General features: G+C 61.8%; 25 protein-coding genes and 1 tRNA gene. 6 read left to right on the forward strand and 20 right to left on the reverse strand.

All coding sequences use genetic code 11. The annotated features are described in order from the left end of the window. Nucleotides 1-27 precede the first annotated feature (27 nt). The 10 genes from A8V01_RS03690 to A8V01_RS03735 all read right to left on the reverse strand — a co-directional run bounded on the left by A8V01_RS03690 (nt 28) and on the right by A8V01_RS03735 (nt 8,354). Nucleotides 28-711, reverse strand: a complete 684-nt coding sequence (locus A8V01_RS03690; RefSeq protein ID WP_103094692.1) for a pentapeptide repeat-containing protein — start codon at nt 709-711, stop codon at nt 28-30. A 17-nt stretch (nt 712-728) separates the two neighbouring features. Beyond that, on the reverse strand, nt 729-1,859 hold the full coding sequence (gene tgt, locus A8V01_RS03695; RefSeq protein WP_103094613.1) for a tRNA guanosine(34) transglycosylase Tgt: 1,131 nt from the start codon (nt 1,857-1,859) through the stop codon (nt 729-731). A 19-nt stretch (nt 1,860-1,878) separates the two neighbouring features. Next, entirely contained in the window at nt 1,879-2,913 is a 1,035-nt protein-coding gene (locus tag A8V01_RS03700; RefSeq protein ID WP_103094614.1) for a DUF481 domain-containing protein, read from the reverse strand. 18 nt (nt 2,914-2,931) lie between these two features. Beyond that, entirely contained in the window at nt 2,932-3,705 is a 774-nt protein-coding gene (locus A8V01_RS03705; RefSeq protein ID WP_103094615.1) for an ABC transporter permease, read from the reverse strand. Continuing rightward, on the reverse strand, nt 3,702-4,664 hold the full coding sequence (locus tag A8V01_RS03710) for an ABC transporter ATP-binding protein (protein WP_103094693.1): 963 nt from the start codon (nt 4,662-4,664) through the stop codon (nt 3,702-3,704). The genes A8V01_RS03705 and A8V01_RS03710 overlap by 4 nt, the downstream gene beginning before the upstream one ends. A gap of 87 nt (nt 4,665-4,751) precedes the next feature. Further along, on the reverse strand, nt 4,752-5,780 hold the full coding sequence (queA, locus tag A8V01_RS03715; RefSeq protein ID WP_103094616.1) for a tRNA preQ1(34) S-adenosylmethionine ribosyltransferase-isomerase QueA: 1,029 nt from the start codon (nt 5,778-5,780) through the stop codon (nt 4,752-4,754). Nucleotides 5,781-5,878: 98 nt separating this feature from the next. Continuing rightward, the gene (locus A8V01_RS03720) at nt 5,879-6,580 is read right to left on the reverse strand and encodes a peptidylprolyl isomerase (RefSeq protein WP_103094617.1); all 702 of its coding nucleotides are present in this window, start codon (nt 6,578-6,580) and stop codon (nt 5,879-5,881) included. Between the two features lie 111 nt (nt 6,581-6,691). Then, nucleotides 6,692-7,204 (reverse strand): pantetheine-phosphate adenylyltransferase, encoded by a 513-nt coding sequence (gene coaD, locus A8V01_RS03725; RefSeq protein ID WP_103094618.1) that lies wholly within the window; start codon nt 7,202-7,204, stop codon nt 6,692-6,694. After that, nucleotides 7,204-8,112, reverse strand: coding sequence for a polyprenyl synthetase family protein (locus tag A8V01_RS03730; RefSeq protein ID WP_103094619.1), 909 nt, complete (start codon nt 8,110-8,112; stop codon nt 7,204-7,206). Before A8V01_RS03730 ends, coaD begins: the two co-directional genes overlap by 1 nt. Then, the gene (locus tag A8V01_RS03735; RefSeq protein WP_103094620.1) at nt 8,109-8,354 is read right to left on the reverse strand and encodes an exodeoxyribonuclease VII small subunit; all 246 of its coding nucleotides are present in this window, start codon (nt 8,352-8,354) and stop codon (nt 8,109-8,111) included. The genes A8V01_RS03730 and A8V01_RS03735 overlap by 4 nt, the downstream gene beginning before the upstream one ends. Nucleotides 8,355-8,525: 171 nt before the next feature. Between A8V01_RS03735 and purL the strand changes: the two genes are divergently transcribed. Next, nucleotides 8,526-10,685, forward strand: coding sequence for a phosphoribosylformylglycinamidine synthase subunit PurL (gene purL, locus A8V01_RS03740; RefSeq protein WP_103094621.1), 2,160 nt, complete (start codon nt 8,526-8,528; stop codon nt 10,683-10,685). 114 nt (nt 10,686-10,799) lie between these two features. On the opposite strand, the gene A8V01_RS03745 is transcribed toward purL, so the two are convergent. Then, nucleotides 10,800-12,605 (reverse strand): DEAD/DEAH box helicase, encoded by a 1,806-nt coding sequence (locus A8V01_RS03745; RefSeq protein WP_103094622.1) that lies wholly within the window; start codon nt 12,603-12,605, stop codon nt 10,800-10,802. Between the two features lie 772 nt (nt 12,606-13,377). Here A8V01_RS03745 and A8V01_RS03755 point away from each other — a divergent pair. After that, nucleotides 13,378-14,433: an NAD(P)-dependent alcohol dehydrogenase gene (locus tag A8V01_RS03755; protein ID WP_103094623.1), complete on the forward strand. Its 1,056-nt coding sequence runs from the start codon at nt 13,378-13,380 to the stop codon at nt 14,431-14,433. Nucleotides 14,434-14,521: 88 nt separating this feature from the next. Here A8V01_RS03755 and A8V01_RS03760 read toward each other — a convergent pair. From A8V01_RS03760 to grxC, 4 genes are all read right to left on the reverse strand, one after another. Then, nucleotides 14,522-14,598: transfer RNA gene (locus tag A8V01_RS03760), tRNA-Arg, on the reverse strand. 113 nt (nt 14,599-14,711) lie between these two features. Beyond that, the gene (locus A8V01_RS03765; protein WP_103094624.1) at nt 14,712-15,200 is read right to left on the reverse strand and encodes a DUF1178 family protein; all 489 of its coding nucleotides are present in this window, start codon (nt 15,198-15,200) and stop codon (nt 14,712-14,714) included. After that, nucleotides 15,197-16,036 (reverse strand): carbon-nitrogen hydrolase family protein, encoded by an 840-nt coding sequence (locus tag A8V01_RS03770; protein WP_103094625.1) that lies wholly within the window; start codon nt 16,034-16,036, stop codon nt 15,197-15,199. Before A8V01_RS03770 ends, A8V01_RS03765 begins: the two co-directional genes overlap by 4 nt. A 3-nt stretch (nt 16,037-16,039) precedes the next feature. Beyond that, nucleotides 16,040-16,303 carry a glutaredoxin 3 gene (grxC, locus tag A8V01_RS03775; RefSeq protein ID WP_103094695.1) on the reverse strand — a complete coding sequence of 88 codons (264 nt, stop codon included), beginning with the start codon at nt 16,301-16,303 and terminating at the stop codon, nt 16,040-16,042. 149 nt (nt 16,304-16,452) lie between these two features. Here grxC and A8V01_RS03780 point away from each other — a divergent pair, with 149 nt between their 5' ends. Continuing rightward, the gene (locus A8V01_RS03780) at nt 16,453-16,920 is read left to right on the forward strand and encodes an Hsp20 family protein (RefSeq protein WP_103094626.1); all 468 of its coding nucleotides are present in this window, start codon (nt 16,453-16,455) and stop codon (nt 16,918-16,920) included. Nucleotides 16,921-17,098: 178 nt separating this feature from the next. Further along, nucleotides 17,099-18,049 (forward strand): AEC family transporter, encoded by a 951-nt coding sequence (locus A8V01_RS03785; protein WP_245892312.1) that lies wholly within the window; start codon nt 17,099-17,101, stop codon nt 18,047-18,049. A gap of 72 nt (nt 18,050-18,121) precedes the next feature. On the opposite strand, the gene A8V01_RS28040 is transcribed toward A8V01_RS03785, so the two are convergent. From A8V01_RS28040 to A8V01_RS28045, 5 genes are all read right to left on the reverse strand, one after another. After that, entirely contained in the window at nt 18,122-19,516 is a 1,395-nt protein-coding gene (locus tag A8V01_RS28040) for an alkaline phosphatase family protein (RefSeq protein ID WP_146037171.1), read from the reverse strand. 162 nt (nt 19,517-19,678) lie between these two features. After that, the gene (locus A8V01_RS03800; RefSeq protein ID WP_103094629.1) at nt 19,679-21,313 is read right to left on the reverse strand and encodes a CTP synthase; all 1,635 of its coding nucleotides are present in this window, start codon (nt 21,311-21,313) and stop codon (nt 19,679-19,681) included. A 143-nt stretch (nt 21,314-21,456) separates the two neighbouring features. Beyond that, nucleotides 21,457-21,858 (reverse strand): preprotein translocase subunit SecG, encoded by a 402-nt coding sequence (gene secG, locus A8V01_RS03805; protein ID WP_103094630.1) that lies wholly within the window; start codon nt 21,856-21,858, stop codon nt 21,457-21,459. 128 nt (nt 21,859-21,986) lie between these two features. Continuing rightward, nucleotides 21,987-22,742: a triose-phosphate isomerase gene (gene tpiA, locus A8V01_RS03810; RefSeq protein ID WP_103094631.1), complete on the reverse strand. Its 756-nt coding sequence runs from the start codon at nt 22,740-22,742 to the stop codon at nt 21,987-21,989. A 141-nt stretch (nt 22,743-22,883) separates the two neighbouring features. Continuing rightward, nucleotides 22,884-23,069, reverse strand: a complete 186-nt coding sequence (locus tag A8V01_RS28045; RefSeq protein WP_146037172.1) for a hypothetical protein — start codon at nt 23,067-23,069, stop codon at nt 22,884-22,886. Between A8V01_RS28045 and A8V01_RS03815 the strand changes: the two genes are divergently transcribed. Together A8V01_RS03815 and trpE are read left to right on the forward strand one after the other, a co-directional pair. Then, nucleotides 23,068-25,017, forward strand: a complete 1,950-nt coding sequence (locus A8V01_RS03815; RefSeq protein ID WP_103094632.1) for a peptidylprolyl isomerase — start codon at nt 23,068-23,070, stop codon at nt 25,015-25,017. The genes A8V01_RS28045 and A8V01_RS03815 overlap by 2 nt on opposite strands. Before the next feature lie 21 nt (nt 25,018-25,038). Further along, entirely contained in the window at nt 25,039-26,550 is a 1,512-nt protein-coding gene (trpE, locus tag A8V01_RS03820) for an anthranilate synthase component I (protein ID WP_103094633.1), read from the forward strand. The last annotated feature ends 16 nt before the right edge of the window (nt 26,551-26,566 follow it).

A 26,566-nucleotide genomic window follows, 5' to 3' on the forward strand; every position in this document is an offset into this window, starting at 1 on the left:
ATACCTGGCAAGCAGGCTCCCGGCCGTTCAGCGAACAGTGATCCCCAACTCGCCAAGAATTTGCCCCGCCTGAGCGCGCGAGATGATCGCACCGCGAAACAGAGCGGCATCGACGAGACGCAGGCCGCCAAGGTCGGCGCCACGCAGGTCTGCCCCATCGAATCGGGCTCTGGAAAGATCCGCATCGCGCAAGCTGCAATCCAGCAACAGCGCGCGCCGGAAGTCGCATCGCGCAAGATCCGCCTGCGAGAAATCGACCTGCCGCAATGTAGCTCCCCTGAAAGAATGCCCCGGCAAGCGCGCACTGACGAGCAGCGTTTCTTCCAGCGTGACATCCAGCAGGGACGCATCCGACAGGTCTGCTCCTGTCAGCTTGCAGCGAATGATTCGAGCTGAAGCCAGCGAGGTGCGCCGGAACGAGGCATTATTGAAGTCGCTGGCGTGAAAGCTGGCGCCGTCGAGATCGCTACCCGTGAAATCTATGAACGCGGCCCGGCAGGACTTCCACGTCGTACCGTCAAGCTTGGCATTGCTAAAGTCCGCGCGCCGCAGGCTGCAGTCCTGAAATGTCCAGCCCCAAAAGTCGAGGCCGCCAAGTTGGGCCTCATCCAGATCGCAGCCGATCACCTGCCGCACCGAAGACGGCAACCGTTCGAAATCAGCCCGCGTCAGCGCCCTGTCGCGTACAAAGGTCTGAACATCATCTGTCATGCCGCCGCCCCGGCCCCTCATTCCTTGCGGAAATAGTCCCGTCGGAAATCCGCAGCGAAGGTACTGAAGCGCTGCTCCGCGATCGCGTCGCGCATGCCTTGCATCAGTTGCTGGTAGAACGAGAGGTTGTGCTCGGTCAGCAGCATGGCGCCCAGCATCTCGCCGGCCTTGATAAGATGATGCAGGTACGCGCGCGTGTAGGTGCCGCAGGTCGGGCACTTACAGCGCTCGTCGATCGGGCCGGTATCTTCGGCGTGACGGGCGTTGCGCATATTGAGCGGGCCGTTCCAGGTGAACGCCTGCCCATTGCGGCCCGAACGGGTGGGCAGCACGCAATCGAACATGTCGACCCCACGCTCCACCGCGCCGACGAGATCGTCCGGCTTGCCCACACCCATCAGGTAGCGCGGGCGATCGGCCGGAAGCTGGCCCGGTGCGAATTCCAGCGTCGCGAACATCGCCTCCTGCCCCTCGCCCACAGCAAGGCCGCCGATGGCATAGCCGTCGAAACCGATCTCGGTCAGGGCATCGGCGCTGGTCTTGCGCAGGGATTCGTCGAGCGCACCTTGCTGGATTCCGAACAGTGCCGAGTTGGCGGCATGTTCACCACCTGCATCGAACGCGGCGCGGCTGCGCTTTGCCCAACGCATCGACATTTCCATGGAGCGTGCGATCACGTCGCGTGGCTGATCGATCTTGGGGCATTCATCGAAACACATGACGATGTCGGAGCCGAGCAGGCGCTGGATCTCCATAGAGCGTTCGGGACTGAGCATGTGGCGCGAACCGTCGATATGGCTGGCAAAAGTCACGCCCTCTTCGGTAATCTTGCGCAGTTCTGACAGACTCATCACCTGATAGCCGCCGCTGTCGGTCAGGATCGGGCGGTCCCAGTTCATGAACTTGTGCAGTCCGCCAAGGCGCGCGACGCGCTCTGCACCGGGGCGCAGCATCAGGTGATAGGTATTGCCAAGCAGGATGTCGGCGCCGGTTGCGCGCACGTCCTGCGGCTTCATCGCCTTGACGGTGGCGGCGGTGCCCACTGGCATGAACGCAGGCGTGCGGATTTCTCCGCGACGCATCTGGATGGTGCCGGTGCGGGCCTTGCCGTCCGTGGCGTGGATCGAAAACTGGAAACGGGGGTTCATGCCCTGCCCGTTACAGCGATCAGAACCCGTAGACCAGTGAGAAGCGAGAGATCGTGTCGGTCTTCAGCGATCCGCTGGGCGGGCGCGTTTCATGCTCGATCGAATAGGAAAGCTTGGCCTTCAAGCCTTTCATCATCCCGGCCTCGATCGCGGTCATCGAGGTGAAAGTGTTGTTGTCAGACCCGATGTAGCTGCTGGCGTCCTGCGTCAGCTTGATCGTCGGGTTGATCGTCCAGTCGAAATCCAGCGATGTCAGCACCGACCACGTCGTCTGGTTGATATCATCGACATAGTTCGTGGCACGAAACGCCGGACCAGCTTCCAGCGCCAGCATCATGCCGGGGCGATTGAGTACGCGATAACCAAGGCCGCCCGAGAGGGTATAGCGATCCTCGAAGCCTTGAATGCGGTCCCGTTCGTATTGGGTGCGTCCATAGGTGAAGAAGCCCTCGTTCAGCGTATAGCGCGGCTGGTAGCTGGCCGAATACTGTTCACGCGTGATCGTGCCGCGATCTTCCTGATAATCGGCATTCGCCTGGATAATGTGCTCCCACTTGATGCCCTTGCGGTTGAACTTGAGCGCCGCCGTATACCCGAAGTTGTCGGTGTTGCCGGTGGAGCGGAAGGCACCAACCTCGATCTGGCCCTTCCACAGTTCAAGCACCCCGGACGCACGGATGCGGGCAAGGTCGGCCTCGGTCTTGGCGGCGATCTCCTTGGCGCGGCGGTCGTTGAAGGCCCGCTGCATGTCGCGAATCTCGTCCTTGTCGTAAGGCTGGGTTTGCTGCGCGAACTTGACCAGCGCGGCGACGGATGCGCTGTCGTCGGTCTTCATCGCCGCTTCCAGCATGGCCCGCACGGCCGGCGCCAGGCGCGGTCGATCCGCCTTCACATAAGGCACGAATTCCGGGTAATCCGGCAGGTCCAGTTGGAGAGGCGGCGGCGGAAGCGGAACCAGTACGAGCGGCTCGTCGAACTGGAATTCCTGCGCGTGTACGGGAACGGCAAGCAGCAGAACGGGAAGGCCGGAAAGGACCGGTCGGAGCATCGTCATGCTGCAAACGCTAACGCGTCACGTGCGCAAACGCCACCCGCTCTTGAAGATCCATGTGATAAATCCGATGCACAACACGAGGAACAGCAGCGTCAGCCCGAGCGACAGTGCGATGGGCACGTCCGAGCTGCCGTAGAACGTCCAGCGCAGGCCGTTGACGAGGTACACCACCGGGTTGGCCATCGCCACCTGCCGCCAGGGCTCGGGCAGCATGTCGATCGAATAGAAGGTGCCCCCCAGGAACGTCAGCGGGGTAAGGATCAGCAGCGGCACGATCGTCAGCTTCTCGAAGCTGTCCGCCCAGATGCCGAGGATGAAGCCGAAGAGCGAGAAACTGGCCGAGACCAGCAATACGAAGAAGAACGCGTAGACCGGATGCGCTATCGTGTAATCGACGAAGAAACTGGCGGTGAAGAGGATGATCGCGGCAAGGATCAACGACTTGCTCGCAGCTGCCCCCACAAAGCCGACAAGGGTTTCGGCAACGCCCACTGGCGCGGACAGCAGTTCGTAGATCGCGCCGGTAAAGCGCGGCATGTAGATGCCGAAGCTGGCATTGGACACGCTTTCGCCCAGGATCGTCAGCAGCAGCAGGCCGGGCACGATGAAAGCGCCATAGTTGAGCCCGTCCACGCCGCTCTTCATCTGGCCGCCGATCGCGGCGCCGAAGACGACGAAATAGAGCGTCGTGGTCAAGACCGGCGCCAGGATCGACTGCATCGCCGTGCGGAAGGCCCGCATCAGTTCCTGCTTGTAGATAGTCCACGCGGAGCGGGCATTGAACAGGCTCATACCGCCGTCTCCTGCACCGGTGCATCGGGGCCTTCAAGCAGGTTCACGAAGATGTCCTCCAGGCTGGATTCGTGAATATCGATCGCGGTGTAGTCAATCCCGGCACGGGTCAGCGCTTTGGTGAGTTCGGCTACTTCGGCAGTGCCCGCAGATGCGCCTTCCCCGCCGCCGCCACGGTAAACGAGCGTGCGCCCATCCTCCGCCAGCGTCACCGGGAATGCGGCGACCTCGGTGGGCACTTGCGCCAGCGGCTGGTCCAGCGTGATCAGCGCTTCGGTGCGACCAAGGCGTTCCATCATGGCCGCCTTTTCATCCACCATCAGGATTTCGCCCTTGCGGATGATGCCGACGCGGTCGGCCATTTCCTCGGCTTCCTCAATGTAGTGAGTGGTGAGGATCACGGTCGTGCCGCGTTCGCGCAGGAGGGCGATCTGCTTCCACATGTCGCGGCGCAGCTCAACATCGACGCCCGCCGTGGGTTCATCAAGGAACAGCAACTCGGGTTCGTGCGCCAGCGCCTTGGCGATCAGCACGCGGCGCTTCATGCCGCCCGAAAGATTGCGGATCTGCTCGTCGCGTTTCTCCCAGAGGCTGAGAGCCTTGAGGATTTCCTCGACCAGCGCCGGATTGGGGGCGAGCCCGAAGAGCCCGCGCGAATGGTTGACCGAGCGCAGCACCGGCTCGAACATGTCGGTCGCCAGTTCCTGTGGGACCAGCCCTACACGCTTGCGCAAGGTGCGCCAGTGACGCCCCATGTCCTCGCCGAACGCGGTAATCGTGCCCGAAGTCGGCCGGACCATGCCGCAGACCGCGCCGATCAGCGTCGTCTTTCCGGCACCGTTCGGTCCTAGCAGGGCGAAAATCTCACCCTTGTTGATGGTCAGGTCGACGCCCTTGAGCGCCGTGAAACCGCCTGAGTAAGTCTTCGTCAGGCCGCTGATTTCGAGAATGGGCTGCATAGCTGCATGGATGGGGCCGAAACGTCCCGGTTCCAAGCCCCCCGACGCAGTATCTTTTGCAATGCGGCGTTGAGCGCCAACCTTCCCTTAAGGAAGCAGCAGCGAGGAATCCCCATAGCTGTAAAAGCGATAGCCGTTTGCGATGGCGTAGGCATAGACCGCCTGCATCCGCTCCAGACCCATCAGGGCGCTGACAAGCATCATCAGGGTGGACTTGGGCAGATGGAAGTTGGTCATCAGCCCGTCTATCGCACGGAAGCGATAGCCGGGGGTGATGAAGATTGCCGTGTCACCCTCGAACGGACGGATCACACCATCCTCTCCCGTCGCACTTTCCAGCAGCCGCAGCGAGGTCGTGCCTACCGCGATCACCCGCCCACCGGCAGCGCGCGCTGCGTTGAGGCGGTCAGCGGTGGCTTGGTCGATACGGCCGAACTCGGCGTGCATCTGGTGGTCCACGGTGTCGTCAGCCTTGACTGGCAGGAACGTCCCGGCACCGACATGGAGCGTCAACGTTTCGCGCGCCACGCCTGCCGCGTCGAGCGCCTCGACCAGTTCGGGGGTGAAATGCAAAGCCGCAGTCGGCGCGGCGACGGCGCCCTTTTCGCGCGCGAACATCGTCTGGTAATCGCTGGCATCCGCCTCGTCGGTCGGGCGTTTTCCGGCGATGTAGGGGGGCAGAGGCATCCGACCTGCCCGTTCCAGCAGCACTTCCACCGGCTCGTCACCCTCGAAGGCGAGGGTCCAGCTGCCATCGGGCAGACGGCTCTCGGCAATCGCGGTCACATCAGCCGGGAAGGAGATGCGGTCCCCTTCGCGCAGGCGCTTGGCGTTGCGCACGAACGCCTGCCAGCGGCGCAGATCTATCCGCTTGTGCAGCGTGGCGCCTATGCGAGCCTCTCCGCGCATGCCTTCAAGCTGGGCGGGAATGACGCGGGTATCGTTGAACACCAGCACATCGCCGGCACGCAATTGTGAAGGCAGATCGCGAACGTGATGATCCTCGAAAGGCGCGTCGCCAGCCACGACCAGCATTTTCGCCGCATCGCGCGGACGCGCGGGACGAAGGGCGATGCTCTCGGGCGGGAGGTCGAAGTCGAAAAGGTCTACGCGCATGGCCGCGCGCTAGACCAGAGCGGGAGGCGGGGCAAGACTGTGCGCCCTCTCCTCCCGCTCAGGCTAAGCTTGTCGAAGCCGCGACGACGGAGGTCGTGTCAGTTCGACTGCGAGTTGTTGAGGTCCGAAACCGACGGCGCCTTCAGCGCAGGTGCGGCCGGAGCCACCGGCGCTGCCGGGGCCGGCTTGTTTTCAGACGCCAGCGATGCCTGAACGATCTTTGTGGGATCCTCCGGCGGCTCGCCGCGATGGATCGCATCGACGTACTGCATGCCGGAAATCACGCGACCGAACACCGTGTACTTCTTGTCCAGCGCGAAGCGGGGGTAGAAGACAATGAAGAACTGGCTGTTGGCGCTGTTCGGGTCGTTGGTGCGCGCCATGGACACCGTGCCGCGCAAGTGCGGCATCGAGTTGAACTCCGCCTGCAGGTCTGGGAGTTGCGAACCACCCTGCCCCGTGCCGGTGGGGTCGCCGGTCTGCGCCATGAAGCCGTCGATCACGCGATGGAAAATCTGGCCGTTGTAGAAACCCTGCCCGGCCAGCGTCTTGATCCGCTCAACATGGTGCGGTGCCCACTGCGGCATCAAACGAATGGCAACGCGGCCACCGTCCGACAGATCGAGCAGAAGCACGTTTTCCGGCTCATGCGTGATATCGGTGTCGATCGCGGTCGGCAGGGGAGGAGGCGTCGGCGTCGCGGCGGCCTCATCCTTTTTGTCCTTGTCCTTCGCAAACGCAGGAGCCGCGACAAGCGCGGCGCCAAGCATAAGCGCGGTCAGGGGAAGGCGAAACTTCATGTATCTGTCACCTGGGCAATGAACGGCCGAGCCGCGTATCGGACGCGATAAAGCGCCCCCGCTGTCGGCACAATGAATGATTTTCACGCGGACCCGCCCATCCGCGCAAGCTCAGTAGTCCCCCAATAACCCGTTCTGCGCGATCCGCGCGACGACATCGTCGCGGACCGCCGGACTGACGAACTTCGCGATATCGCCCCCGAACATCGCGATTTCCTTGACCAGCTTGGACGCAATCGGCTGCAGGCTTACGTCCGCCATCAGGAACACCGTCTCGATGGCGGAATTGAGCTGCTGGTTCATTCCGGCCATCTGGTATTCGTACTCAAAGTCCGCCACCGCGCGCAGGCCACGCACGATCACGCTGGCCCCCTGCACTTGCGCGAACTTCATAAGCAGCGCGTTGAAGCCCACCACGCTGACATTATCGATCCCCATCGCGGCCACTTCACGCTCAACCATGGCCATGCGCTCTTCGGGTGTGAACAGCGGATTCTTCGATGGATTGGTCGTGACACCGATGATCAGCCGGTCGACCAGCTTGGCGCCGCGCCGGATGATATCGGCGTGGCCCAACGTGATCGGGTCGAAAGTGCCGGGGTAGACGCCGATGCGTTCTCCCATCAGTGATCCCTCTCGATGATGTAGCGCGCCACGGCGCGAAGAAGGTCCGCTTCCCGGCCATGCTGGGCAAGGTGTCCCACGGCCTGCTCGACCAGCATGCGCGCCTGCTCACGCGCGCGATCCGGCCCAAGCAGGGAAACGAACGTTTCCTTGCCCGCCGCCGCGTCCTTGCCCACGGCCTTGCCGGCGACTGCGGCGTCGCCTTCATGGTCGATGAGGTCATCGGCGATCTGGAAAGCAAGCCCGATGTCGCGGGCATAGCCGCGCAAGTGCGTCCTGCCCTCGGGCGGAATACGGCCCAGGATCGCACCCATCTCCACCGCCGCGCCCAGCAATGCGCCAGTCTTGAGCTGTTGCAGTCGGGTAACGGTCTGCAGATCGAACTCGCTGGTTTCGGCGACGAGGTCCATCATCTGCCCCCCGGCCATCCCCTGCGCGCCGCTGGCATGGCCAAGCGTGCGCACCAGTTCGATGCGGGTGAAGGGGTCAGCGCTGGTCGCCGGATCGGACAGCACCTCGAAGGCGAAGGCATGAAGCGAATCGCCCGCCAGCACCGCGGTCGCCTCATCGAAAGCAAGATGAAGGGTCGGCTTGCCGTGGCGCACGGCATCGTCATCCATGCAGGGCAAATCATCGTGGATCAGCGAATAGACATGGATCGATTCGATGGCGATGCCCGCTCGGATCGCCGCCTCGCGCTGAACGCCGTACATTTCCGCGACGCTGGCCAGCAGCAGCGGGCGTAGCCGCTTGCCGCCGCCGATCGCCGCATAGCGCATCGCCTCCACCAGACGTGCACGCGCATCGTCTGGAACGGCAAGTAGCGCGTCAAAGGCGCCGTCGATTTCCTCGGCGATCCGCGCAAGGCCCTCGGCCAGCAGCGAATCGGGCGCGGCCACTTGCGTCACAGGTCGAAAGGCTGAGTGCCCGCCGCCTGCCCGTCAGGCCCGGCGACGATACGCTCGATACGCGCCTGAGCGGCATCAAGGCGCTTCTGGCAATGTTGACGCAGCTTCTCGCCCTTTTCGTAGAGCGAAATCGAATCTTCCAGAGGCACATCACCGCTTTCAAGCTGCCGCACGATGGTTTCCAGTGCGCGCAATGCATCCTCGAAGCTGAGCGTGTCGATGGTCGAAGTTTCGGATTCCATGGGCAAGCAATGGCGCTCGTCGGTGTAACGGTCAAGGTCGCGGCGGGAATTACCCGTCACAGCGTATCATACAGCGTCCATGGTATCGCTTGGTGCACTTTCAGTGCCGTTGGGTGCCGTTATGCCCATACGCTCTGGCGCAGCCGGAAAGACGGGGCTAAGGCGCGTCGCATGAGCGGAATCACCCCTGACGTCGTCGAGGCGCATGGCCTCAATCCCGAAGAATACGAGCGCGTCCTGAATGCGCTGGGTCGCGAGCCGAATCTCGTGGAACTCGGCATTTTCTCGGTGATGTGGTCGGAGCACTGCTCGTACAAGTCGAGCCGCTTCCACCTCAAGAAGCTCCCAACCGAGGCACCTTGGGTGATTTGCGGCCCCGGCGAAAACGCCGGTGTCATTGATATCGGCGATGGTCAGGCCGCCATCTTCAAGATGGAAAGCCACAACCACCCCAGCTATATCGAGCCTTATCAAGGCGCTGCGACCGGCGTGGGCGGCATCCTGCGCGACGTCTTCACGATGGGCGCGCGCCCTGTTGCCAACATGAACGCCCTGCGCTTCGGCCGTCCTGAACACCCCAAGATGAAGCATCTGGTCAAGGGCGTGGTCGCCGGGATCGGCGGCTACGGAAACTGCGTGGGCGTGCCGACCGTGGGCGGCGAAACGAACTTCCACAAGGCTTACGACGGAAACATCCTCGTCAACGCGATGACCGTCGGCGTAGCCGATACGAACAAGATCTTCTATTGCGCCGCAACCGGCCTCGGTAACCCCATCGTCTATGTCGGCTCCAAGACCGGCCGCGACGGCATTCACGGCGCCACCATGGCATCGGCCGATTTCGGCGACGACATCGACGAAAAGCGCCCCACCGTGCAGGTCGGCGATCCCTTCGTCGAGAAGCTGCTGATCGAGGCATGTCTAGAACTGATGGCGACCGACGCGATCGTCGCGATTCAGGATATGGGCGCGGCGGGCCTGACCTCGTCGTCGGTCGAAATGGCCAGCAAGGGCGGCGCGGGCATTCGCCTGAACATGAACAAGGTGCCGTGCCGCGAAGACGCGATGACACCTTACGAAATGATGCTGAGCGAAAGCCAGGAGCGCATGCTCATGGTGCTCAAGCCCGGCAAGGAAGCCATGGCTGAAGCCATTTTCCGCAAGTGGGAGCTGGACTTCGCGGTGATTGGCGAAGTGACCGATACCGGCCATATGGTGCTGGAATTCAACGGCGAAGTGGTCTGCGACATTCCGCTCGGCCCGCTTGCCGACGACGCCCCGGAATACCAGCGCCCCTATGTCACGGCCGAGGAATACAAGAGCTGGGCCGCAGTCCCCGCCATGGGCGATGTCCCGGCCAGCACAGACGTCGGCGCGGACCTGCTCAAGCTGATGGGCGGTGCAGACCTTGCCTCGCGCAAGTGGATCTGGGAACAGTACGACAGCCAGGTCGGCGCGGATACCATGCAGAAGTCGGGCGGCGACGCTGCCGTGGTGCGCATCCACGGCACGCAGAAAGCGCTGGCAATCAGCACCGACTGCTCACCCCGCTACTGCTACGCAGACCCGTATGAGGGCGGCAAGCAGGCGGTGGCCGAAACCTACCGCAACATCAGCGCGGTGGGCGGCCTGCCGCTGGCAATCACCAACTGCCTCAATTTCGCCAACCCTCAGCGTCCCGAGATCATGGCGCAGATCGTCGGCTGTCTGAACGGCATGGGTGATGCGTGCCGTGGCCTCGACTACCCCATCGTTTCGGGCAACGTATCGCTCTATAACGAATCCAAGGCTACCGGGGGCGGTTCGGCGATCCTGCCCACCCCGGCGATCGGTGGCGTTGGCCTGCTGGCAGACCACGACAAGATGGCGACCATTGCCTTCAAGGCCGAAGGCGAAGACATCTTCCTGCTTGGCGGAGAAGGCACGCACCTTGGCCAGTCGCTGTGGCTCAAGGAAATCGGCAGTCAGGAAGCAGGCGATGCGCCCAGGGTTGACCTCAAGCTTGAAGCCCACAACGGCGGCGTGATCCGCAGTTGGATCGGCGAAGGCAAGGTCACTGCGGTCCATGACGTCAGCGATGGCGGCCTGATCGTTGCGATCGCCGAAATGGCGCTTGCCAGCGGCCTCGGCTGTGTGCTGGACGAGGAACTCACCACCGTGCAGGCGTTCGGTGAGGACCAGTCGCGCTACATCGTCACCGCGCCCGCCGGCACCGTATTGCCGGAGGCCGTGAAGATCGGTTCCGTAGGCGGCACTCAGGTCGTCGGTGTCGAAATCGCGACGCTGCGCGCAGCGCACGAAGCGTTCTTCAAGGAATGGATGGAGGGCTGATCCCCCTCCCCACTTTTTTCGCAAAGCAAAAGAAAACCCCGGCGCTCCTTGGAGCCGCCGGGGTTTTCCTTATGCCCCCCCGGATTTTCACCGGGGCGCTATTTTTTCAGTGAGTTACCAGCTCTTCTTCGGTTTCTTGTGAAAAGGCTTTCCGCCGCCCGGACGGTCCTGACGCGGGCCCGTGGGACGCGCGCGATACGGCGCGGAACCTTCACCACCCTGCTGCCCTTCGAAGCGCTGACCGCCGCCATTACCGTGCGGACGACGGCCGCGCCCCTGCGGACCCTCACGGTCCCGGCTGCGGTGACGGGCGGCATCGCGCGGGGTATCCGGAGCCCGTTCGATGCGGATCGTCGCTTCGTACTCACCGTCTTCGCGGGCGGTGCGCGACACGGCGCGTTCGAACTGCTCTGCCTGCGCGGCGGGAATCTGGAAGTAGGTCTGATCGGCGTTGATGCGAATCTGCCCGACTGCATCGCGGGTCACATGACCACGGCGACACAGCACCGGCAGGATCCAACGCGCTTCTGCCCGCTGATCACGGCCAACGTCCATGCGGAACCATACGACATTGTCGAAGCCCGGACGCTCGCGCTTCTGGCGTGCTTCCGGCGAATTTCCAAGCAACTCTTCGGGCTGCGGCATGGCGGCACGATGGGCACGAACCAGTGCCGCCGCGACATCTTCGGCGCTCATCGATTCCAGTACGACCTTCGCCAGTTCGCGATCATCGTCCTCGACTTCTACCGGCGCCAGAAGCTTTTCAAGCAGACGGTCACGATCCTGCGCCCGGATCGCCTCAGGCGTCGGTGCGTCACCCCACTCTGCTTCGATGCGGGCACCGCGCAGCATCATCTCGACGCGGCGGCGGCGCGGATAAGGCACGAGGAGCACTGCAGTACCCTTCTTGCCTGCGCGGCCGGTGCGGCCCGAGCGGTGCTGCAGCGTTTCCGCATCGCGCGGAATTTCGACGTGAATGACAAGGCTGAGCGAAGGAAGGTCGATGCCGCGAGCGGCAACATCTGTCGCCACGCAGACACGGGCCCGGCGATCACGCAAAGCCTGCAGCGCATTGTTGCGCTCATTCTGCGAATGCTCGCCAGAGAGCGCCACGGCAGAAAAGCCGCGCTCGACCAGCGTTGCATGCAGATGCTTCACGTTGTCGCGGGTCGCACAGAACAGGATCGCCGTTTCCGCTTCATGAAAGCGCAGCAGGTTCACCACGGCATGCTCGATGTCCGACGGCGCGACTGTCACTGCCTGATACGAGATATCGCCATGGCCGCGATTCTCGCCAATGGTCGAGATACGCAGCGCATCCTTCTGATAACGCTGGGCGAGTGCTTCAATCGGACGCGGCATCGTGGCCGAAAACAACAACGTGCGACGTCCTTCCGGAGTGGCATCGAGCAGTTCTTCGAGATCCTCGCGGAAGCCCATGTCGAGCATCTCGTCGGCTTCGTCGAGCACGACGGCACGCAGCGCCGAAAGGTCAAGCTTGCCACGCTCCAGATGGTCACGCAGACGCCCGGGGGTGCCGACAACGATCGCCGCACCGCGCTCAAGCTGCTTGCGCTCCTTTACCGGGTCCATGCCGCCCACACATGTCACGATGCGTGCATGGGTCTTGGCGTAGAGCCATTCCAGTTCCCGGCTGACCTGTTGCGCCAGTTCGCGGGTCGGCGCGATGGCGAGAGCAAGCGGGGTCGACGCGAAGGCAATTTCATCATCCGCAAGCAATTCGTCTGCCATCGCAAGGCCGAAAGCGACGGTCTTGCCCGACCCGGTCTGCGCCGAAACGACGAGATCGCGGCCATGGGCCTCCGATTCGGTGACAGCGGCCTGCACCGGGGTCAGCGTCTCATACCCATGCGCGGTCAGCGCGTCGGCTAGAAGCTGGGGAATCTGAGGAAAAGTCATATAGAATCAACGAATCCTGCCGCGTTTGTGCGGCTTTGAAAGAGCGTAAGGAGGGCTGCGTGGTCGCCCTCGGGCGCACCTGTTGGGCGGCCCATAGACTAAAGCGCGTCAATTTGCGCGCCCCAATTTCACTTCCGCGACGATTCGTCCTGCCGCGGCAGCTAAAACCGGCTTGCCCATAAGGGGTGGGACACAGACCCGGAGCCCGCGTGCTGCTCGGGCAGTTGATCGAAACTCGGCTCGAAACCGAGCAGAATATACATGTCCCGCTCAAGAAAAGGCGCGGCATCGCCCGCGCTCATATCGACACGCGCACATTCCCCGAGACCAGGCAGACGAGTTCGAAAAATTCCTTTGCGCACAGTACGTAGGCGCATGAGATACACTCCCTGAAGTCGTTTGCCTGGCTTGCGGAGGGCTCGGCTAACGATCCTGCACATTGCGATCAAGTTACGCGTGAGGCTGTCACAATCCTGCAAGACAGGTAGTCCGAAGCAGATCCCGTCGATGGATGAGCCGAGCCAACGAACGCTAATATTTACCCTGAACATTCGACTGTCATTCGCTATCCGCGACATAGCCCATTCGCAAAGTGTGAGAGGACGAAAAACGTGACAACGGAGCTGGCGAAATCGGCAACTGCCGAAACGGTGAGCATCGTTCATCGCTACGTGAAGTACGCTCGTGGTAATCGCCGAACGCGATAACCCCTATCTCGCGTTCGCAGCATTGCTGCCTTTTTCTCCCTCACCTTCTACAAGGAAGGATACCCATGCTCGTCAATGCTTATGGTGCGCAGTCCGCCGAACGGCCCCTCGAAGCCATCACCATCGAACGGCGCGCGCCCGGCCCAAGGGACGTGGCGATCGACATCACCTATTGTGGCGTATGCCATTCGGACCTTCATACCGTCCGCAGCCAATGGGGCGGCACGCTGTTTCCCTGCGTGCCAGGCCACGAAATCGTCGGCACGGTCAGCGCGGTCGGTGACGAAGTCAGCCGCTTCAAAGTCGGCGATATTGTCGGCGTTGGCTGCATGGTCGATAGCTGCGGGCACTGCGGCTCCTGTCACGACGACCTTGAGCAGTATTGCGAAAGCGGCTTCGTCGGCACTTACAACGGCCCAACCCCCGACGCTCCGGGCCACACCATGGGGGGATATTCAAGCGCCATCGTCGTGAACGAGGGCTTCGTGCTTTCGATCAGCCATCCGGCTGAACAGCTTGCGGCAGTCGCACCGCTGCTTTGCGCAGGCATCACAACCTATTCCCCGCTGCGCCACTGGAATGCCGGCCCTGGCAAGAAGGTGGGCGTGGTCGGCATTGGCGGTCTTGGTCACATGGCGATCAAGATCGCCCATGCCATGGGTGCCCAGGTGATTGCCTTCACCTCGACCCCGGCCAAGCGAAAGGACGCGATCGACCTTGGCGCCGACAGTGCGGTGGTCAGCCGCGAACCTGCGGAAATGGCCGCGCATACCGGCTCGTTCGATCTCATCATCGACACCGTTGCCGCCAGTCACGACCTCGACACCTATGTCGGCCTGTTGAAGCGCGACGGCGCACTTGTCATGCTGGGCGTGCCTGAGCACCCCCACCCCTCGCCCAACGTCGGCGGCCTTATTTTCGGCCGTAAGACCATCGCTGGGTCTTTGATCGGCGGAATCGCCGAAACACAGGAGATGCTGGATTTCTGCGCCAAGCACGGCATCGTTTCGGACGTAGAGATGATCGACATCAAGCAGATCGAAGAGGCTTACGAACGCATGGAGCGCAGTGACGTGCGCTATCGCTTCGTCATCGACAGCGCCACGCTGCAGGCAGCATAACAACAGGGCCGACGGCATTCACATGATGGCCGTCGTCGGCCAATTCGCGATCACCAAAAAAGAACCCCGCAGTGTACTGCGGGGTTCGTGGCGAGCCCGGCGGGATTCGAACCCACGGCTTCCAAATTAGGAATTTGGCACTCTATCCAGCTGAGTTACGGGCTCCCGCTTGAGCCTTTAGCCGCGGTCGCCGTCCGGCTCAACCTCTCAAAACGTGCCGGAGAAGATTCGTGTGGGCCGAACGCAGTTCCATCACTGCCCTCGCGCCTGATGCCCCCTCAATTTGCCTTTTCGGGAGGTATTACCGGGAATGGCAAGGGCATCAGTTCAATGCCTTCCTCCAGCAGTTCCTTCGCCTCAGTCGCCGTAGCCTGCCCATGGATCACTTCGGCATCACGCTCACCGTAATGCATGGCGCGCGCGTCCTTGGCAAAGTCCTCCCCGACGTAACGCGAAGTTTTGAGCGCTTCGGCCTGCATCGACGCCAACGCCTGCACCAATTCGACGACCTGCTGCGGCGACGGCACGTTGGCGACCGGCACGTCGGCCACCGCCGCCTTGACCTCAGAAGGGCGTTTGACCTCAGGTAGTTGATTGCCCTTTCGCGCCAGACGCGGCGCCTGTACCGCCTTGTTGACCTCCCCAGATCCGCAATGTGGACAGGTTACCAGTCCGCGCCCTTGCTGCTGCGCGAAGTCGCTGGACGACTTGAACCACCCTTCGAAACGGTGCTGCGCCGGATGGCATTCCAGATCATAGACAATCATTGGGGGGCCTGTTTGGCAAAAGTGCGGCGGTTGGCCAGGCTGGGAAGCTGCTGGCGCACTTCGGCTACCCTGTCGAGATCGATATCGACGAAGCCCAGTCCGGCCACGCCGCCATCATCCGCGCCGCCCATGTCCAGCAGCACCTGCCCCCAAGGGTCGACAGCCAAGGAATGCCCGTAAGTCTCTCGGCCATCCTCATGTTTGCCAACCTGTGCTGCAGACAGGACGTATGCACTCGCCTCGACAGCACGGGCACGCTGCATCAGATGCCAGTGCGCCTGCCCCGTGGGTACAGTGAACGCAGCGGGAATGGCTATGGCATCACATCCCTCGCGCCCCAGCGCTTCGAATAATGCCGGAAAACGAACGTCATAGCAGATAGCCAGCCCCAGGCGCCCCAGGGGCGTCTCTACGGCGACCACCTGATCGCCCGCCGTGTAAGCGTTCGATTCTCGCCAGCTTTCGCCGGTCTTCAGGTCGACGTCGAACATGTGCAGCTTGTCGTAGCGCGCGCGAATCTCGCCCGAACTGTCGATCACGAATGCACGGTTCGCCCACTTCCCATCGGACCGCTCAATCGCCAGCGAGCCAATGTGAACCCAGATTCCTTCCCGACAAGCCGCGTCGCGAACGGCTGAAAGGACGATATCCTGATCTTCGCCCCGGATCATCCCACGAGCGCGGTCCCTTTTCCGATCCAGCAAACCGGACATCTCAGGCGTGAACATCATCGCCGCGCCGTCGGCACGCGCCTCGGCCAAGGCGGCGACGATGGCTGCGGCGTTTTCCTTTGGATCGATGCCGGTCGTCATCTGGAACAATGCGGCGCGTGTCATGTGTCAGAGACCCAGAATCGGGTCGAGCTTGCCCTCACGATCCAGGGCATTGATATCGTCGAAGCCGCCGTAAGCCCGATCGTCGATCAGGATCTGCGGAACCGTGGTCGCGCCCGGCACCCTCTGCAGCATTTCCGCGCGCTTTGGTCCGCCCATCGTCAGGTCGTACTCTTCATAAGAGACGCCCTTCTTGTCGAGCAACGACTTGGCGGCCACGCAATAAGGGCAGCCCCACTTGGTGTAGATTTCGATCTTCAGCTGGCTCATGCCAAACTCCATGTGCGCCCCTTGAAAGGGCTGGCGGCTAGCATATCTAGGAATGCAAGTCATGGCCCGCCAAGGGGATGGCTTGCAGAGAGAGGCGCCGTGTTGCGGGCCTCACCCACACGAAGATTGCTCATTGGAGAATTTTTGTCATGAACCGCATCGATTTTTCCCCCTATCGCCGCACGATGGTCGGCTTCGACCGGCTGTTCGACATGATCGAAAACCAGGCTCGAGCGAACTCTGGCGACAAGTATCCTCCGTTCAACATAGAACGCCGTGGGCAGGATGCCTATCGCATCACCCTTGCGATCGCCGGTTTCAAGCCTGCTGATATCGACATCACCGCGCAGGCCAACCTGCTGGTGGTAAAGGGAAACAAGCCCGACGAATCCACCGATGGCGAGATGCTGCACGTCGGCATTGCCCAGCGCGGTTTTGAGCGGCGCTTCGAACTTGCCGACTATGTGCGGGTTGATGCCGCAGACCTTGCCGACGGGCTTCTTGTAATCGACCTCGTCCGCGAGGTGCCGGAAGCCATGAAGCCGAAAAAGGTCGCAATTGGTGGCAATAAGTTGACGGTCGTCGACAAGGATCAGGATTCGACTGCCGCAGCATAATCGCCTCTGCGGGCATTTGTGTTCCGTCCCTTTGCGCGATGCCCGTAGAATGGCCCAGAGGGGCGGTTCGGTTATCGGACCGCCCCTTTTGCATTCCCAGTTGTATACAACGCATGCAGCTTCAAGGCTGTTTACCCTCGCACAGCCGCACTTCTGACGTTAGCGCCACGCCCATGCTGTGGATATTTTGTTCGTGACGTCGATTCTCGGGATCGTCCTGCCCATCTTTTCCCTGATTTTCGCCGGCTGGCTCGTGCGCCGCATCGGCGTCATGGGCCCACATGCTACCAGCGAACTCAACCGGTTCGTCGTCTATCTCGCCTTACCTGCCCTGTTGTTCGATATTGTAGCGCGGTCGAGCTGGCACGAATTATGGCAGCCCAACTTCGTCGCAGTGTTCACTTTGAGCACTATGGCGGTCTTCATCCTCACTGTCGCAGTCCATGGCGGCCGCTTTGGCTTCCAGCCGGACGGCCCGGTTCTCGGGTTGGCAGCCAGCTACCCGAATACCGGCTTCCTTGGCTTTCCCCTGCTGCTTGGCGCGCTCGGCGCATGGAGCAACACGCTCACACTGATATCTACGATCATCGTCGCATGTGTTCTGTTCGCAGGCGCCATCGTGATGATCGAAGTGCGACTACACGCCGGCAGCCACCCCGCCCGCGTCGCGATGAAAGTGGGCAAATCCCTTGCGACAAACCCGCTCATAGTAGCGCCTGTAATTGCTTGTGTTTTCCCTTCCACCGGTGCCGCAGTGCCTCAACCCGTAGAGGTTTTTCTCAAGCTGCTAGGGGGAGCAGCTTCACCCGCCGCTCTGGTGGGTCTGGGCCTTTTTCTTGGAGAGCGTCGCCCCGCTGCCAAAGACGCCGGCATTTTGACTTCGGTGCTAGTCGCCCTCAAGCTGGCAGTTCACCCCTTGCTCACCTGGTTGCTTGCCATCACGGTGTTTCCGCTGGATGCCCCCACCCGTCACGCAGCAGTGCTTCTGGCGATGCTGCCTACCGGGACCGGCCCCTTCATGCTGGCGGAATTTTATCGCCGCGAGGCCGGGGTCACCGCGCGGGTCATCCTTATATCGACGGTACTTTCGGTAGTCTCAGTATCGGCATACATCAGCGCAATCAGCTAAGATCCGCCTATCGAATCGATAAGATCCATCGTCCGGTAACGCCCCTGCCTTTATCCCTAGGCACCGGACAATTCAGGCCGCGACCCCAATTCGATCGTGCTCAATTATCGATGGAAACGAAAAACGCCCCTGCACTTCGGCAAGCTCGGCCAAGGTCGGCGCCACACACCTGAGCGAAACCCTTTCGTCCATACGCTGTGCCCGAATTCCAGGACCTTTAATCCAGAAGATACCATCCGGATGATGCTTGCCACTACGCAACGCGGCCAGAGGGTAGAACAGTTCTGCAAAGGGCAAAGGCTGATTTGTCTCCGGTGAAGTGACCAGCACTTCCGAAGTCGCAAGCCGTTCGATCATGCAGCCTGCGTCAAGGGTGGTCCCTTGCTGCCTTGCCCACATCACCTGCCGGCCGTCAGTCAAACGCAAGGATTCCATGCGAAGGGCAGCAGCGGCAGCATCTGCCTCCGTCTCGAAGTGCAACAAGAATTGCTGCGACATGACAGGCGCATAAGTCCAACCTTCCTTCACGCCGGCAAAAGCCAGTAGACGCGCGATATCCCGGTGTCGGAAAATCTGGCGTCCACCATCATCCTCATGCGACAGCATTGGCTGCTGGCTGAGCGCCGAAAGCAGGACGAGGTTGTCCCCTTCGCCCGTCAATTCCAGAGCCTGGCCGACAATCCGGTCCATGTTGCGATAGCCGTCAAGAATACATGCGCCATAGGCGGCCTGCTCCTCGGCCGAGGACTGTACCTTGAACAGTTCCGGCTCGAACTCTCGCCAATGGAAATGCTGAAAGTGGGCAGTGCTATTCAGAAAGAATGTCGAAAAATGTGGTCGTTCGGCCCGATAGATTGAGCGGAAGAGATCCCACTGCAAGCGATCGAGTATCATCGCCCGCCGCCATTTGACATTGCCAGCCAGTTCCTGCCCCAGTTGCCGCATCGTTGCCCATACGGACCGGGCAGAAAGTCCATGAGCCAGCATGAAACGCCCGAAACGGACAAAGTCTGCTCCGGATACTTCCGGTTTTGCGCTATGTTCCTGAACGTAGCTTCTTACGAGGCGGATGTAGTCGTCGAAATGCCCGTGGGGCAATGCCATGGGCGTTGTAGCCCATGCATCAGGCAGAAAGTGCCCGCGGAAACCTGACTGCGCTGCAGCATTCATACTGCCGCAAATCCAGTTGGTCTTACCTTGACGGCTCACCAGATCCCATATGCGCGGCGCGACCAGCGCGCCGCCATCGTTCAGTTTGAAGCAGCCATGCTCGGCGTAGGACAAACCGGTATGGACCGTTATCCACTGTATCCACGGTTCAAGATTGGGTGCTTCTTCTTCAGCATCAGTAACCGCAACCAAGGCAGCGTCATGCAAGCGCTGAAAATTCGGGAGATGCCCCCCGGCAATGAAACGGTCGAGCAAGGTCGGCGACAGCTCATTAAATTCGAGAACAATCGTGGACATCCGCAGCTCCGCATCAGCTTTTCGCTAAGCAATACGGATGCCTTCTAGTAGCGCCCTCACGCCAGTCGAACTTGCTCCGTTACGGAGGTCTCGACGATGAGAAAACCTGAATTGAAAATCGACCTCTCTTCCCCCTGCAGGTCAAAGAGGTCGATCACTGCATCAGACAAGGCGCGCCTGCCGCAGCGCGGCAGCGATAAAACCGGCAAACAACGGGTGCGGTTCGAACGGACGCGATTTGAGTTCAGGGTGGAACTGCACTCCAACGAACCACGGGTGATCCGGGCGTTCGACAATCTCGGGAAGCAGCCCATCGGGCGACATTCCGGCGAAGATCAGTCCATTGCCTTCCAGTGCCTCACGATACTTCCCGTTGACCTCGTAGCGATGCCGATGGCGCTCGCTGATCTCCGTTGAGCCGTAAATCGCTGCAACCTGGCTGTTGGGCGAAAGAGCAGCCGTGTATGCGCCAAGACGCATCGTGCCCCCAAGGTCGCCACCTTCAGCACGGGTCTGAAGGCCATCCTCGGTCATCCATTCAGTGATGATCCCGACCACCGGCTCTTCGGTCGGACCGAATTCAGTGGAACTGGCCTTCTCGATGCCTGCCGAACGCGCGCCTTCGATACATGCCATCTGCATACCGAGGCAGATTCCGAAGAAAGGAACCTGGCGTTCACGGGCGAAACGGACCGACGCGATCTTGCCCTCCGTGCCCCGCTCGCCGAAGCCGCCGGGCACCAAGATCCCGTGCATAGGCTCCAGGGCTGCCGCGATCTCGGAGTCTTCCTTTTCGAAGACTTCGGCATCGATCCAGCGCACATTCACCTTCACGCGATTGGCCATACCGCCGTGAACAAGGGCCTCGTTCAGTGACTTATAAGCGTCCTGCAGGCCGACATACTTGCCCACAACGCCGATAGTCACTTCACCTTCAGGGTTCTGATAGCGGTCGGTGATGTCATCCCAGCGCGACAGTTCCGGCGGGTTGGCAGATTCAAGCATACCGAAGTGGTGAAGCACTTCGGCATCCAGACCTTCGTGGTGATACTGCAGCGGCACGGCGTAAATATTCGGCGCGTCGAGTGCCTGGATCACCGCTTGCGGCCGCACGTTGCAGAACAGCGCGATCTTGCGGCGTTCGCTTTCCGGCAGTTCGCGATCGGCACGGCACAGCAGGATATCCGGCTGAATGCCAAGCCCGGTCAATTCGCGCACGGAATGCTGTGTCGGCTTCGTCTTCAATTCGCCGGCAGCCGCGATATACGGAACGAGCGTGACGTGAACGAAGCAGGTCTGCTCGCGGCCAAGTTCGTTGCGCAGCTGGCGCATGGCTTCGACGAAAGGAAGACCTTCGATATCGCCTACGGTGCCGCCGATTTCGCAAAGCACGAAGTCCAGGTCTTCCGTCTCGGTAAGAGCGAAATCCTTGATCGCGTCGGTCACGTGCGGAATTACCTGCACGGTCGCGCCGAGGTAGTCGCCACGGCGCTCCTTGGCGATGATGTCCTGATAGATTCGCCCGGACGTAATGTTATCGGCCTTTCGGCCGGAGACACCCGTGAAGCGTTCGTAGTGGCCGAGATCCAGGTCCGTTTCCGCGCCATCGTCGGTCACGAAAACCTCGCCATGCTGATACGGGCTCATCGTGCCCGGATCGACGTTCAGATAAGGGTCGAACTTGCGAATGCGGACCTTGTAGCCACGCGCTTGGAGCAAAGCCGCGAGGCTTGCCGCCATGAGACCCTTGCCCAGCGAGGAGACCACGCCGCCGGTGATAAAAATGTGCCGCGCCATGGGAGTCGGGCCTTAAATTGCATGGGGGCCCTCAGGCAAGCGCCCGGAGCCTCATTCCACAGATCAAACACATGGAAATGCCGCCTGACAGCGCCAGACGGCATTCCGGTTGCGGTAAAGCGCCCAGGAGGCGCTCGAAAGGGTTACTGCTTTGCCGCACCGCCAAGAGGATCGGCCGGGACCGATTCGCCTGCGGGAGCGCCCTGCTGGGAAGAAGCCGGGGCGGCAGGGTTTGCGGCGCCACCGAGGGGGTCGGCGGGCTGCGCAGGGGCGGCAGGCGCAGTATTGCGCTGCAGCGAGGTATCGATGTCACGGCCTGTCGTCTCGTTGACGGCAAGGGCCGCAAGGGCGATGCTCAGGATTACGAAGACGGTCGCCAGCACGCCGGTGGCACGGGTGAGGAAGTTCGCTGCGCCACGTGCCGACATCAGACCTGAAGGACTGCCGCCAACCCCGAGGCCGCCGCCTTCAGATTTCTGCACCAGGATCACGCCGACCAGCATGGCAGCAACCAGAGCCTGTACGACCGTCAGGAAAAGGAACATCTTCGTCTCAGCCTTGTGACGGGGACATACCCCGCTTTCTTCGCCGGGCAGATAGGCGCTAGCGGGCAAGCGCGCAACCCGGCAACTTTATTACCTGCGCCGATCAGGGAAACGACGCATCATCCAAGTCAATCAGCAAGCGATGCCGCCGCGCCGACGATCGCAAGAAAGCTCTCCGCAGTAAGGCTTGCACCACCCACCAGCGCGCCCCCCACATCGGGGACGGCGAGCAGTTCAGCGGCATTTTCCGCCTTTACCGAACCGCCGTAAAGGATGCGCACTTCGGCACCTGCTTCACCGTAAATGGAGATGAGCTTGGCGCGAATCGCCTTGTGCATGGCCGCCACGTCATCAACGGAAGGCACGCGACCGGTTCCGATTGCCCATACAGGCTCATAAGCAACCGAGAGCTTTTCCGGCGCCCCATCGCCGATCGGGCAGGAACCTTCGAGTTGCGCGGTAACCACGCCTTCAGCGTCACCCGCATCGCGCTGCGCCTCGGTCTCACCGACGCACAGGATCACCGCCAGCCCGGCCGAAAGCGCAGCTTGAGCCTTTGCCTTCACGTGGGCGTCGTTTTCCGCATGATACTCACGACGCTCCGAATGGCCGATGATCGTGAAATCCGATCCGGCGTCTTTCAGCATCACCGCACTTACATCGCCGGTATAGGCGCCGTTCTCCAGCGAGTGGCTATCCTGACCGCCGACGCCGATAAGCTCGACAGCCTCGCGCATGCGGTGGATCAAGGTCGTGGGAGGGGCAAGAGCTACCTGCACCTTGGGGAAACGTTGCGCTGCACGATCAATGGCGCGTGCCTCGTTAAGCATGGCGCGCGTGCCGTTCATTTTCCAATTCCCGACGATATAAGGCAATCCAGCCATTTCAATCCCTTGATCGATCTCGGCGAGCCTTGGAGAACTCCCCCGCGGGTCCCCTCGAAGATTTCCGGCAATCGCGCTGAGCGGAACCGGGAATCAGGTCGTCGCTATTGCTGGGCAGCTAGGGCAGGACGGCTCTGCTTGTCAAAATTCATCGCCGGTTAAGCAGCCGAATTGCGCATCGCTGTCGTAACAATGCCACCTCACAGCTTTTACCCCAAGGGTGCGCAAGCGGCATTGCAGGATGCGCGAAGCCCCCCTAAAGCCAGCGCGTTTACAAGCGGAGCCTTGGGGTTTCGCGTCAATATTCTGCTGATCGGCAAGGCTCATGCTCCATTTCTTCCGCTCCTTCCTGAAGTCCAAGATCGGCGCGATCGTCGGTCTGGTCGTTCTTGGTCTCATCGCCCTGGCGTTCGCCAGCGGCGATATCGCAGGCCTGCGCGGCTCCGGCGGCGCGGCACCGGGAACCGCCGTCGCGACCGTCGGCGGCGAGAAGGTGACTACCGACGAACTCGCACAGGGCGCCAAGCGCGGCCTTGAGCGAGTCAAACAGCAGAGCCCCACCGCGACGATGAAGCAGCTGATTGCCGAAGGTGGTCTTCAGCAGGTGCTCGACAGCCTGATCGACGGCCTTGCCTTCACCGTATACGGAGAAAAGCACGGCGTTGTGCTCAGCGACCGCCTGGTCGACAGCGAACTGACCCAGATTCCCGCATTCCAGGGCGTCGATGGAAAATTCGACCAGAATGTGTTCCGCCAGGCCCTCGCCCAGCAGCAACTGTCAGAGCAGGCCCTGCGCGACGACATCCGCAAGAACATGGTCGCTCAGGAACTTGTCGTTCCCGCACAAATCGGTTCGGTCATGTCCGAATATGCTGCCAAGCGCTACGCTTCGCTCCTTAGCGAAACGCGTAACGGCACCGTGATCGCCCTGCCATCGCTGCTGTTCGCCCCGGCAAAGCAGCCGACTGATGCGGAACTGACCGCGTTTTACAAGACCCACACGGCCCAGTTCGTCCGCCCCGAGCGTCGCACGATCCGCTACGCTATCGTCAGCACCGATAAGCTCCCCGCTCCGGCGGCTCCGACCGATGCAGAGATCACTGCGCGCTTCGATGCAAACAAGGCAACTTACGCCGCAAAGGACGATCGCCGCATCACGCAATTGATCGTTCCTACCGAAGCAGCAGCCAAGGCTATCGTCGCGGAAGTAGAAAAGGGTAAGTCCCTTGAAGCCGCCGCGACAGCAAAGGGGCTTTCCGCAGCCAAGCTAGAATCCTTCAGCCGCGCGGACCTTTCGCGCCAGTTCTCCGCCAGCGTCGCTCAGGCGGTCTTCTCCGCCCCCGTTGGCAAGCTGGCCGCACCGCAGAAGAGCGTGCTGGGCTGGCACGTAATCCGCGTCGACGAAGAGGTGAAGACCCCGGCCAAGACGCTTGGCGAAGTAAAAGCCGAACTCACCACGCAGATCGCTGAAGAGAAGGCACGCAAATCCTACGGCGACGCTTTTTCCAAGATCGACGAGCAGCTTTCAGGCGGTTCGAACCTCGCGGAAGTCGCAAAGGCGCTTGGCGCCGAAGTCAAGCAGACCCAGTCGCTCACTGCGGATGGCCAAGTCTACATGAAGCCCGGCGAGACGATATCCGCCGAACTGCGGCCGCTGCTGAAGACCGCTTTCGAAATGGATCAGGAGCAACCTCAGGTCGCCGAGATCGAAAAGGGCAAGTCCTTCGCGATCTATGACGTAACCGACATCGAAGCCTCGGCCCCTGCCCCGTTGGCGCAGATCAAGGACGACGTGAAGGTCGCCTGGGCCGTCGATGCCGGTTCGAAGGCCGCCAAAGCCGCAGCGCTCAAGATGCAGGCCGCAATCCGCAAGGGCCAGTCGATCGAGCAGGTCATGGCTGCATCAGGCAAGCAGCTCCCTGCCCCCCAGCAGGTTTCCATGTCGCGCCCGACGCTTGCCGCTGCGTTGCAGTCCGGCCGCCAGGTGCCGCCGCCGGTCTCGCTCATGTTCCACATGGCGAAGGGCACTGTGAAAGTGCAATCGGCAGCAGGTGAACGCGGTTGGTTCGTCGTCCAGCTCAAGGACATCGTGCCTGCGAAAATCGACTCGCCCGAGATGATCCGTCGCGCTCAGACCGAGCTTGGTCAGCAGCTTGGCCAGAGCTACGCGTCTGCACTTGGTTCAGCGATGCGCAAGGACGTTGGCGTGACACGCCACGATGCCGCGATCACCGCCGTGCGCGATCAGCTCGCCGGCAACGCCGCAGCGAACTGAGCCGGAGGCAAGGGGGCCGCAATGGAGCGCGAGTACGATCGCACAGCCACGCTTGAGCAATTGGCGCAGGGCAAGTCCGCACTTGTCTGGCGCAAGCTGGTAGCCGATACCGAGACACCGGTTGGCGCCGCCTCGAAGCTGATCAAGGACGGTCGCGGCGATTTCCTCCTCGAATCGGTGGAGGGCGGAGAGACACGCGGCCGGTACAGCCTGCTAGGGCTCGATCCAGACCTCGTGTTCCGCGCAAAAGGTCATTCCTGCGAGATCAACCGCGACTGGCAGGCTGACAGGGCGGCATTCTCCACGCTCGACGGAGACACTCTCGCCGAACTGCGCGCCCTTGTCGAAACCTGCCGCTGCGAAGTTCCGGCGGCACTGCCAAAGGCGCTTGCCTGTCTCGTCGGCTACTTTGGCTACGAAACGATCGGTCTGGTGGAAAAACTGCCGCGCGCGCAGCAAAGTCCGCTTGAATTGCCCGACATGCTGTTCGTGCGGCCCTCGCTTATCCTGATCTTCGATCGGTTGTCTGATGAGCTGTTTTGCGTTGCACCAGTCTGGTCAGGTGCCGGAGACGCGGCCCAGGCCGTAGACCACGCCGCAGAGCGTATCGACGAAGCCCTTCGTCGACTTGCGGCCCCTGCTCCGGCTACAGCCGCCGCCATCGACCTCGCAGAACCCGTGCGTACACCCGTCGTCGCGCCCGAAGATTACAAGGCGATGGCCCTGCGTGCGAAGGACTACATCGAGGCTGGCGATATCTTCCAGGTCGTGCTGGCACAGCGCTTCACCTGCGAGTTCGCGCTGCCGCCCCTTGCGCTTTACCGCTCCCTGCGCCGCGTGAACCCGTCACCGTTCCTCTATTTCCTCGATCTTCCCGGCTTTGCGCTGGTCGGCTCAAGCCCGGAAATCCTCGTGCGCGTTCGTGACGACGAAGTCACCATCCGCCCGATCGCAGGTACCCGCCCGCGCGGAGCAACCCCGGCCGAGGACAAGCTTAACGAGGCCAGCCTGCTTGCTGACCCCAAGGAACGCGCAGAGCATCTGATGCTTCTCGATCTTGGCCGTAACGATGTCGGCCGCGTCGCCGCCGCCGGGACTGTGGAGGTCACGGACAGCTACACGATCGAACGCTACAGCCACGTGATGCATATCGTATCGAACGTGGTCGGTCGCCTCGACACCGCCAGACACGATGCCATCGATGCGGTGTTTGCAGGCTTCCCTGCAGGCACGGTTTCAGGCGCGCCCAAAGTCCGCGCCTGCGAGGTCATCGCCGAGCTTGAGCCTGAAACGCGCGGACCTTACGCTGGCGGCGTTGGCTACTTCGCGCCGGATGGCTCCGTGGACAGTTGTATCGTTCTGCGCACCGGACTCCTCAAGGACGGAATCCTTCACGTGCAGGCTGGCGCGGGCATCGTCGCAGACAGCGACCCTGCCTACGAACAGCGCGAATGCGAAGCAAAAAGCGGCGCCCTGTTCGCCGCTGCACGCGAAGCAATCCGCGTGGCCGGGGAACCCGGGTTCGGGCAATGAGGACAGTCGCTGGAGC

It is taken from the genome of Novosphingobium guangzhouense, from assembly GCF_002896965.1.
GTDB lineage: Bacteria > Pseudomonadota > Alphaproteobacteria > Sphingomonadales > Sphingomonadaceae > Novosphingobium > Novosphingobium guangzhouense.

Coding starts and splice junctions, on each gene's coding strand:
- A8V01_RS03690 (WP_103094692.1), bottom strand. CDS start 711: ATGACAGATGATGTTCAGACCTTTGTACGCGACAGGGCGCTGACGCGG.
- tgt (WP_103094613.1), bottom strand. CDS start 1,859: ATGAACCCCCGTTTCCAGTTTTCGATCCACGCCACGGACGGCAAGGCC.
- A8V01_RS03700 (WP_103094614.1), bottom strand. CDS start 2,913: ATGACGATGCTCCGACCGGTCCTTTCCGGCCTTCCCGTTCTGCTGCTT.
- A8V01_RS03705 (WP_103094615.1), bottom strand. CDS start 3,705: ATGAGCCTGTTCAATGCCCGCTCCGCGTGGACTATCTACAAGCAGGAA.
- A8V01_RS03710 (WP_103094693.1), bottom strand. CDS start 4,664: ATGCAGCCCATTCTCGAAATCAGCGGCCTGACGAAGACTTACTCAGGC.
- queA (WP_103094616.1), bottom strand. CDS start 5,780: ATGCGCGTAGACCTTTTCGACTTCGACCTCCCGCCCGAGAGCATCGCC.
- A8V01_RS03720 (WP_103094617.1), bottom strand. CDS start 6,580: ATGAAGTTTCGCCTTCCCCTGACCGCGCTTATGCTTGGCGCCGCGCTT.
- coaD (WP_103094618.1), bottom strand. CDS start 7,204: ATGGGAGAACGCATCGGCGTCTACCCCGGCACTTTCGACCCGATCACG.
- A8V01_RS03735 (WP_103094620.1), bottom strand. CDS start 8,354: ATGGAATCCGAAACTTCGACCATCGACACGCTCAGCTTCGAGGATGCA.
- purL (WP_103094621.1), top strand. CDS start 8,526: ATGAGCGGAATCACCCCTGACGTCGTCGAGGCGCATGGCCTCAATCCC.
- A8V01_RS03745 (WP_103094622.1), bottom strand. CDS start 12,605: ATGACTTTTCCTCAGATTCCCCAGCTTCTAGCCGACGCGCTGACCGCG.
- A8V01_RS03755 (WP_103094623.1), top strand. CDS start 13,378: ATGCTCGTCAATGCTTATGGTGCGCAGTCCGCCGAACGGCCCCTCGAA.
- A8V01_RS03765 (WP_103094624.1), bottom strand. CDS start 15,200: ATGATTGTCTATGATCTGGAATGCCATCCGGCGCAGCACCGTTTCGAA.
- A8V01_RS03770 (WP_103094625.1), bottom strand. CDS start 16,036: ATGACACGCGCCGCATTGTTCCAGATGACGACCGGCATCGATCCAAAG.
- grxC (WP_103094695.1), bottom strand. CDS start 16,303: ATGAGCCAGCTGAAGATCGAAATCTACACCAAGTGGGGCTGCCCTTAT.
- A8V01_RS03780 (WP_103094626.1), top strand. CDS start 16,453: ATGAACCGCATCGATTTTTCCCCCTATCGCCGCACGATGGTCGGCTTC.
- A8V01_RS28040 (WP_146037171.1), bottom strand. CDS start 19,516: ATGTCCACGATTGTTCTCGAATTTAATGAGCTGTCGCCGACCTTGCTC.
- A8V01_RS03800 (WP_103094629.1), bottom strand. CDS start 21,313: ATGGCGCGGCACATTTTTATCACCGGCGGCGTGGTCTCCTCGCTGGGC.
- secG (WP_103094630.1), bottom strand. CDS start 21,858: ATGTTCCTTTTCCTGACGGTCGTACAGGCTCTGGTTGCTGCCATGCTG.
- tpiA (WP_103094631.1), bottom strand. CDS start 22,742: ATGGCTGGATTGCCTTATATCGTCGGGAATTGGAAAATGAACGGCACG.
- A8V01_RS03815 (WP_103094632.1), top strand. CDS start 23,068: ATGCTCCATTTCTTCCGCTCCTTCCTGAAGTCCAAGATCGGCGCGATC.
- A8V01_RS28045 (WP_146037172.1), bottom strand. CDS start 23,069: ATGAGCCTTGCCGATCAGCAGAATATTGACGCGAAACCCCAAGGCTCC.
- trpE (WP_103094633.1), top strand. CDS start 25,039: ATGGAGCGCGAGTACGATCGCACAGCCACGCTTGAGCAATTGGCGCAG.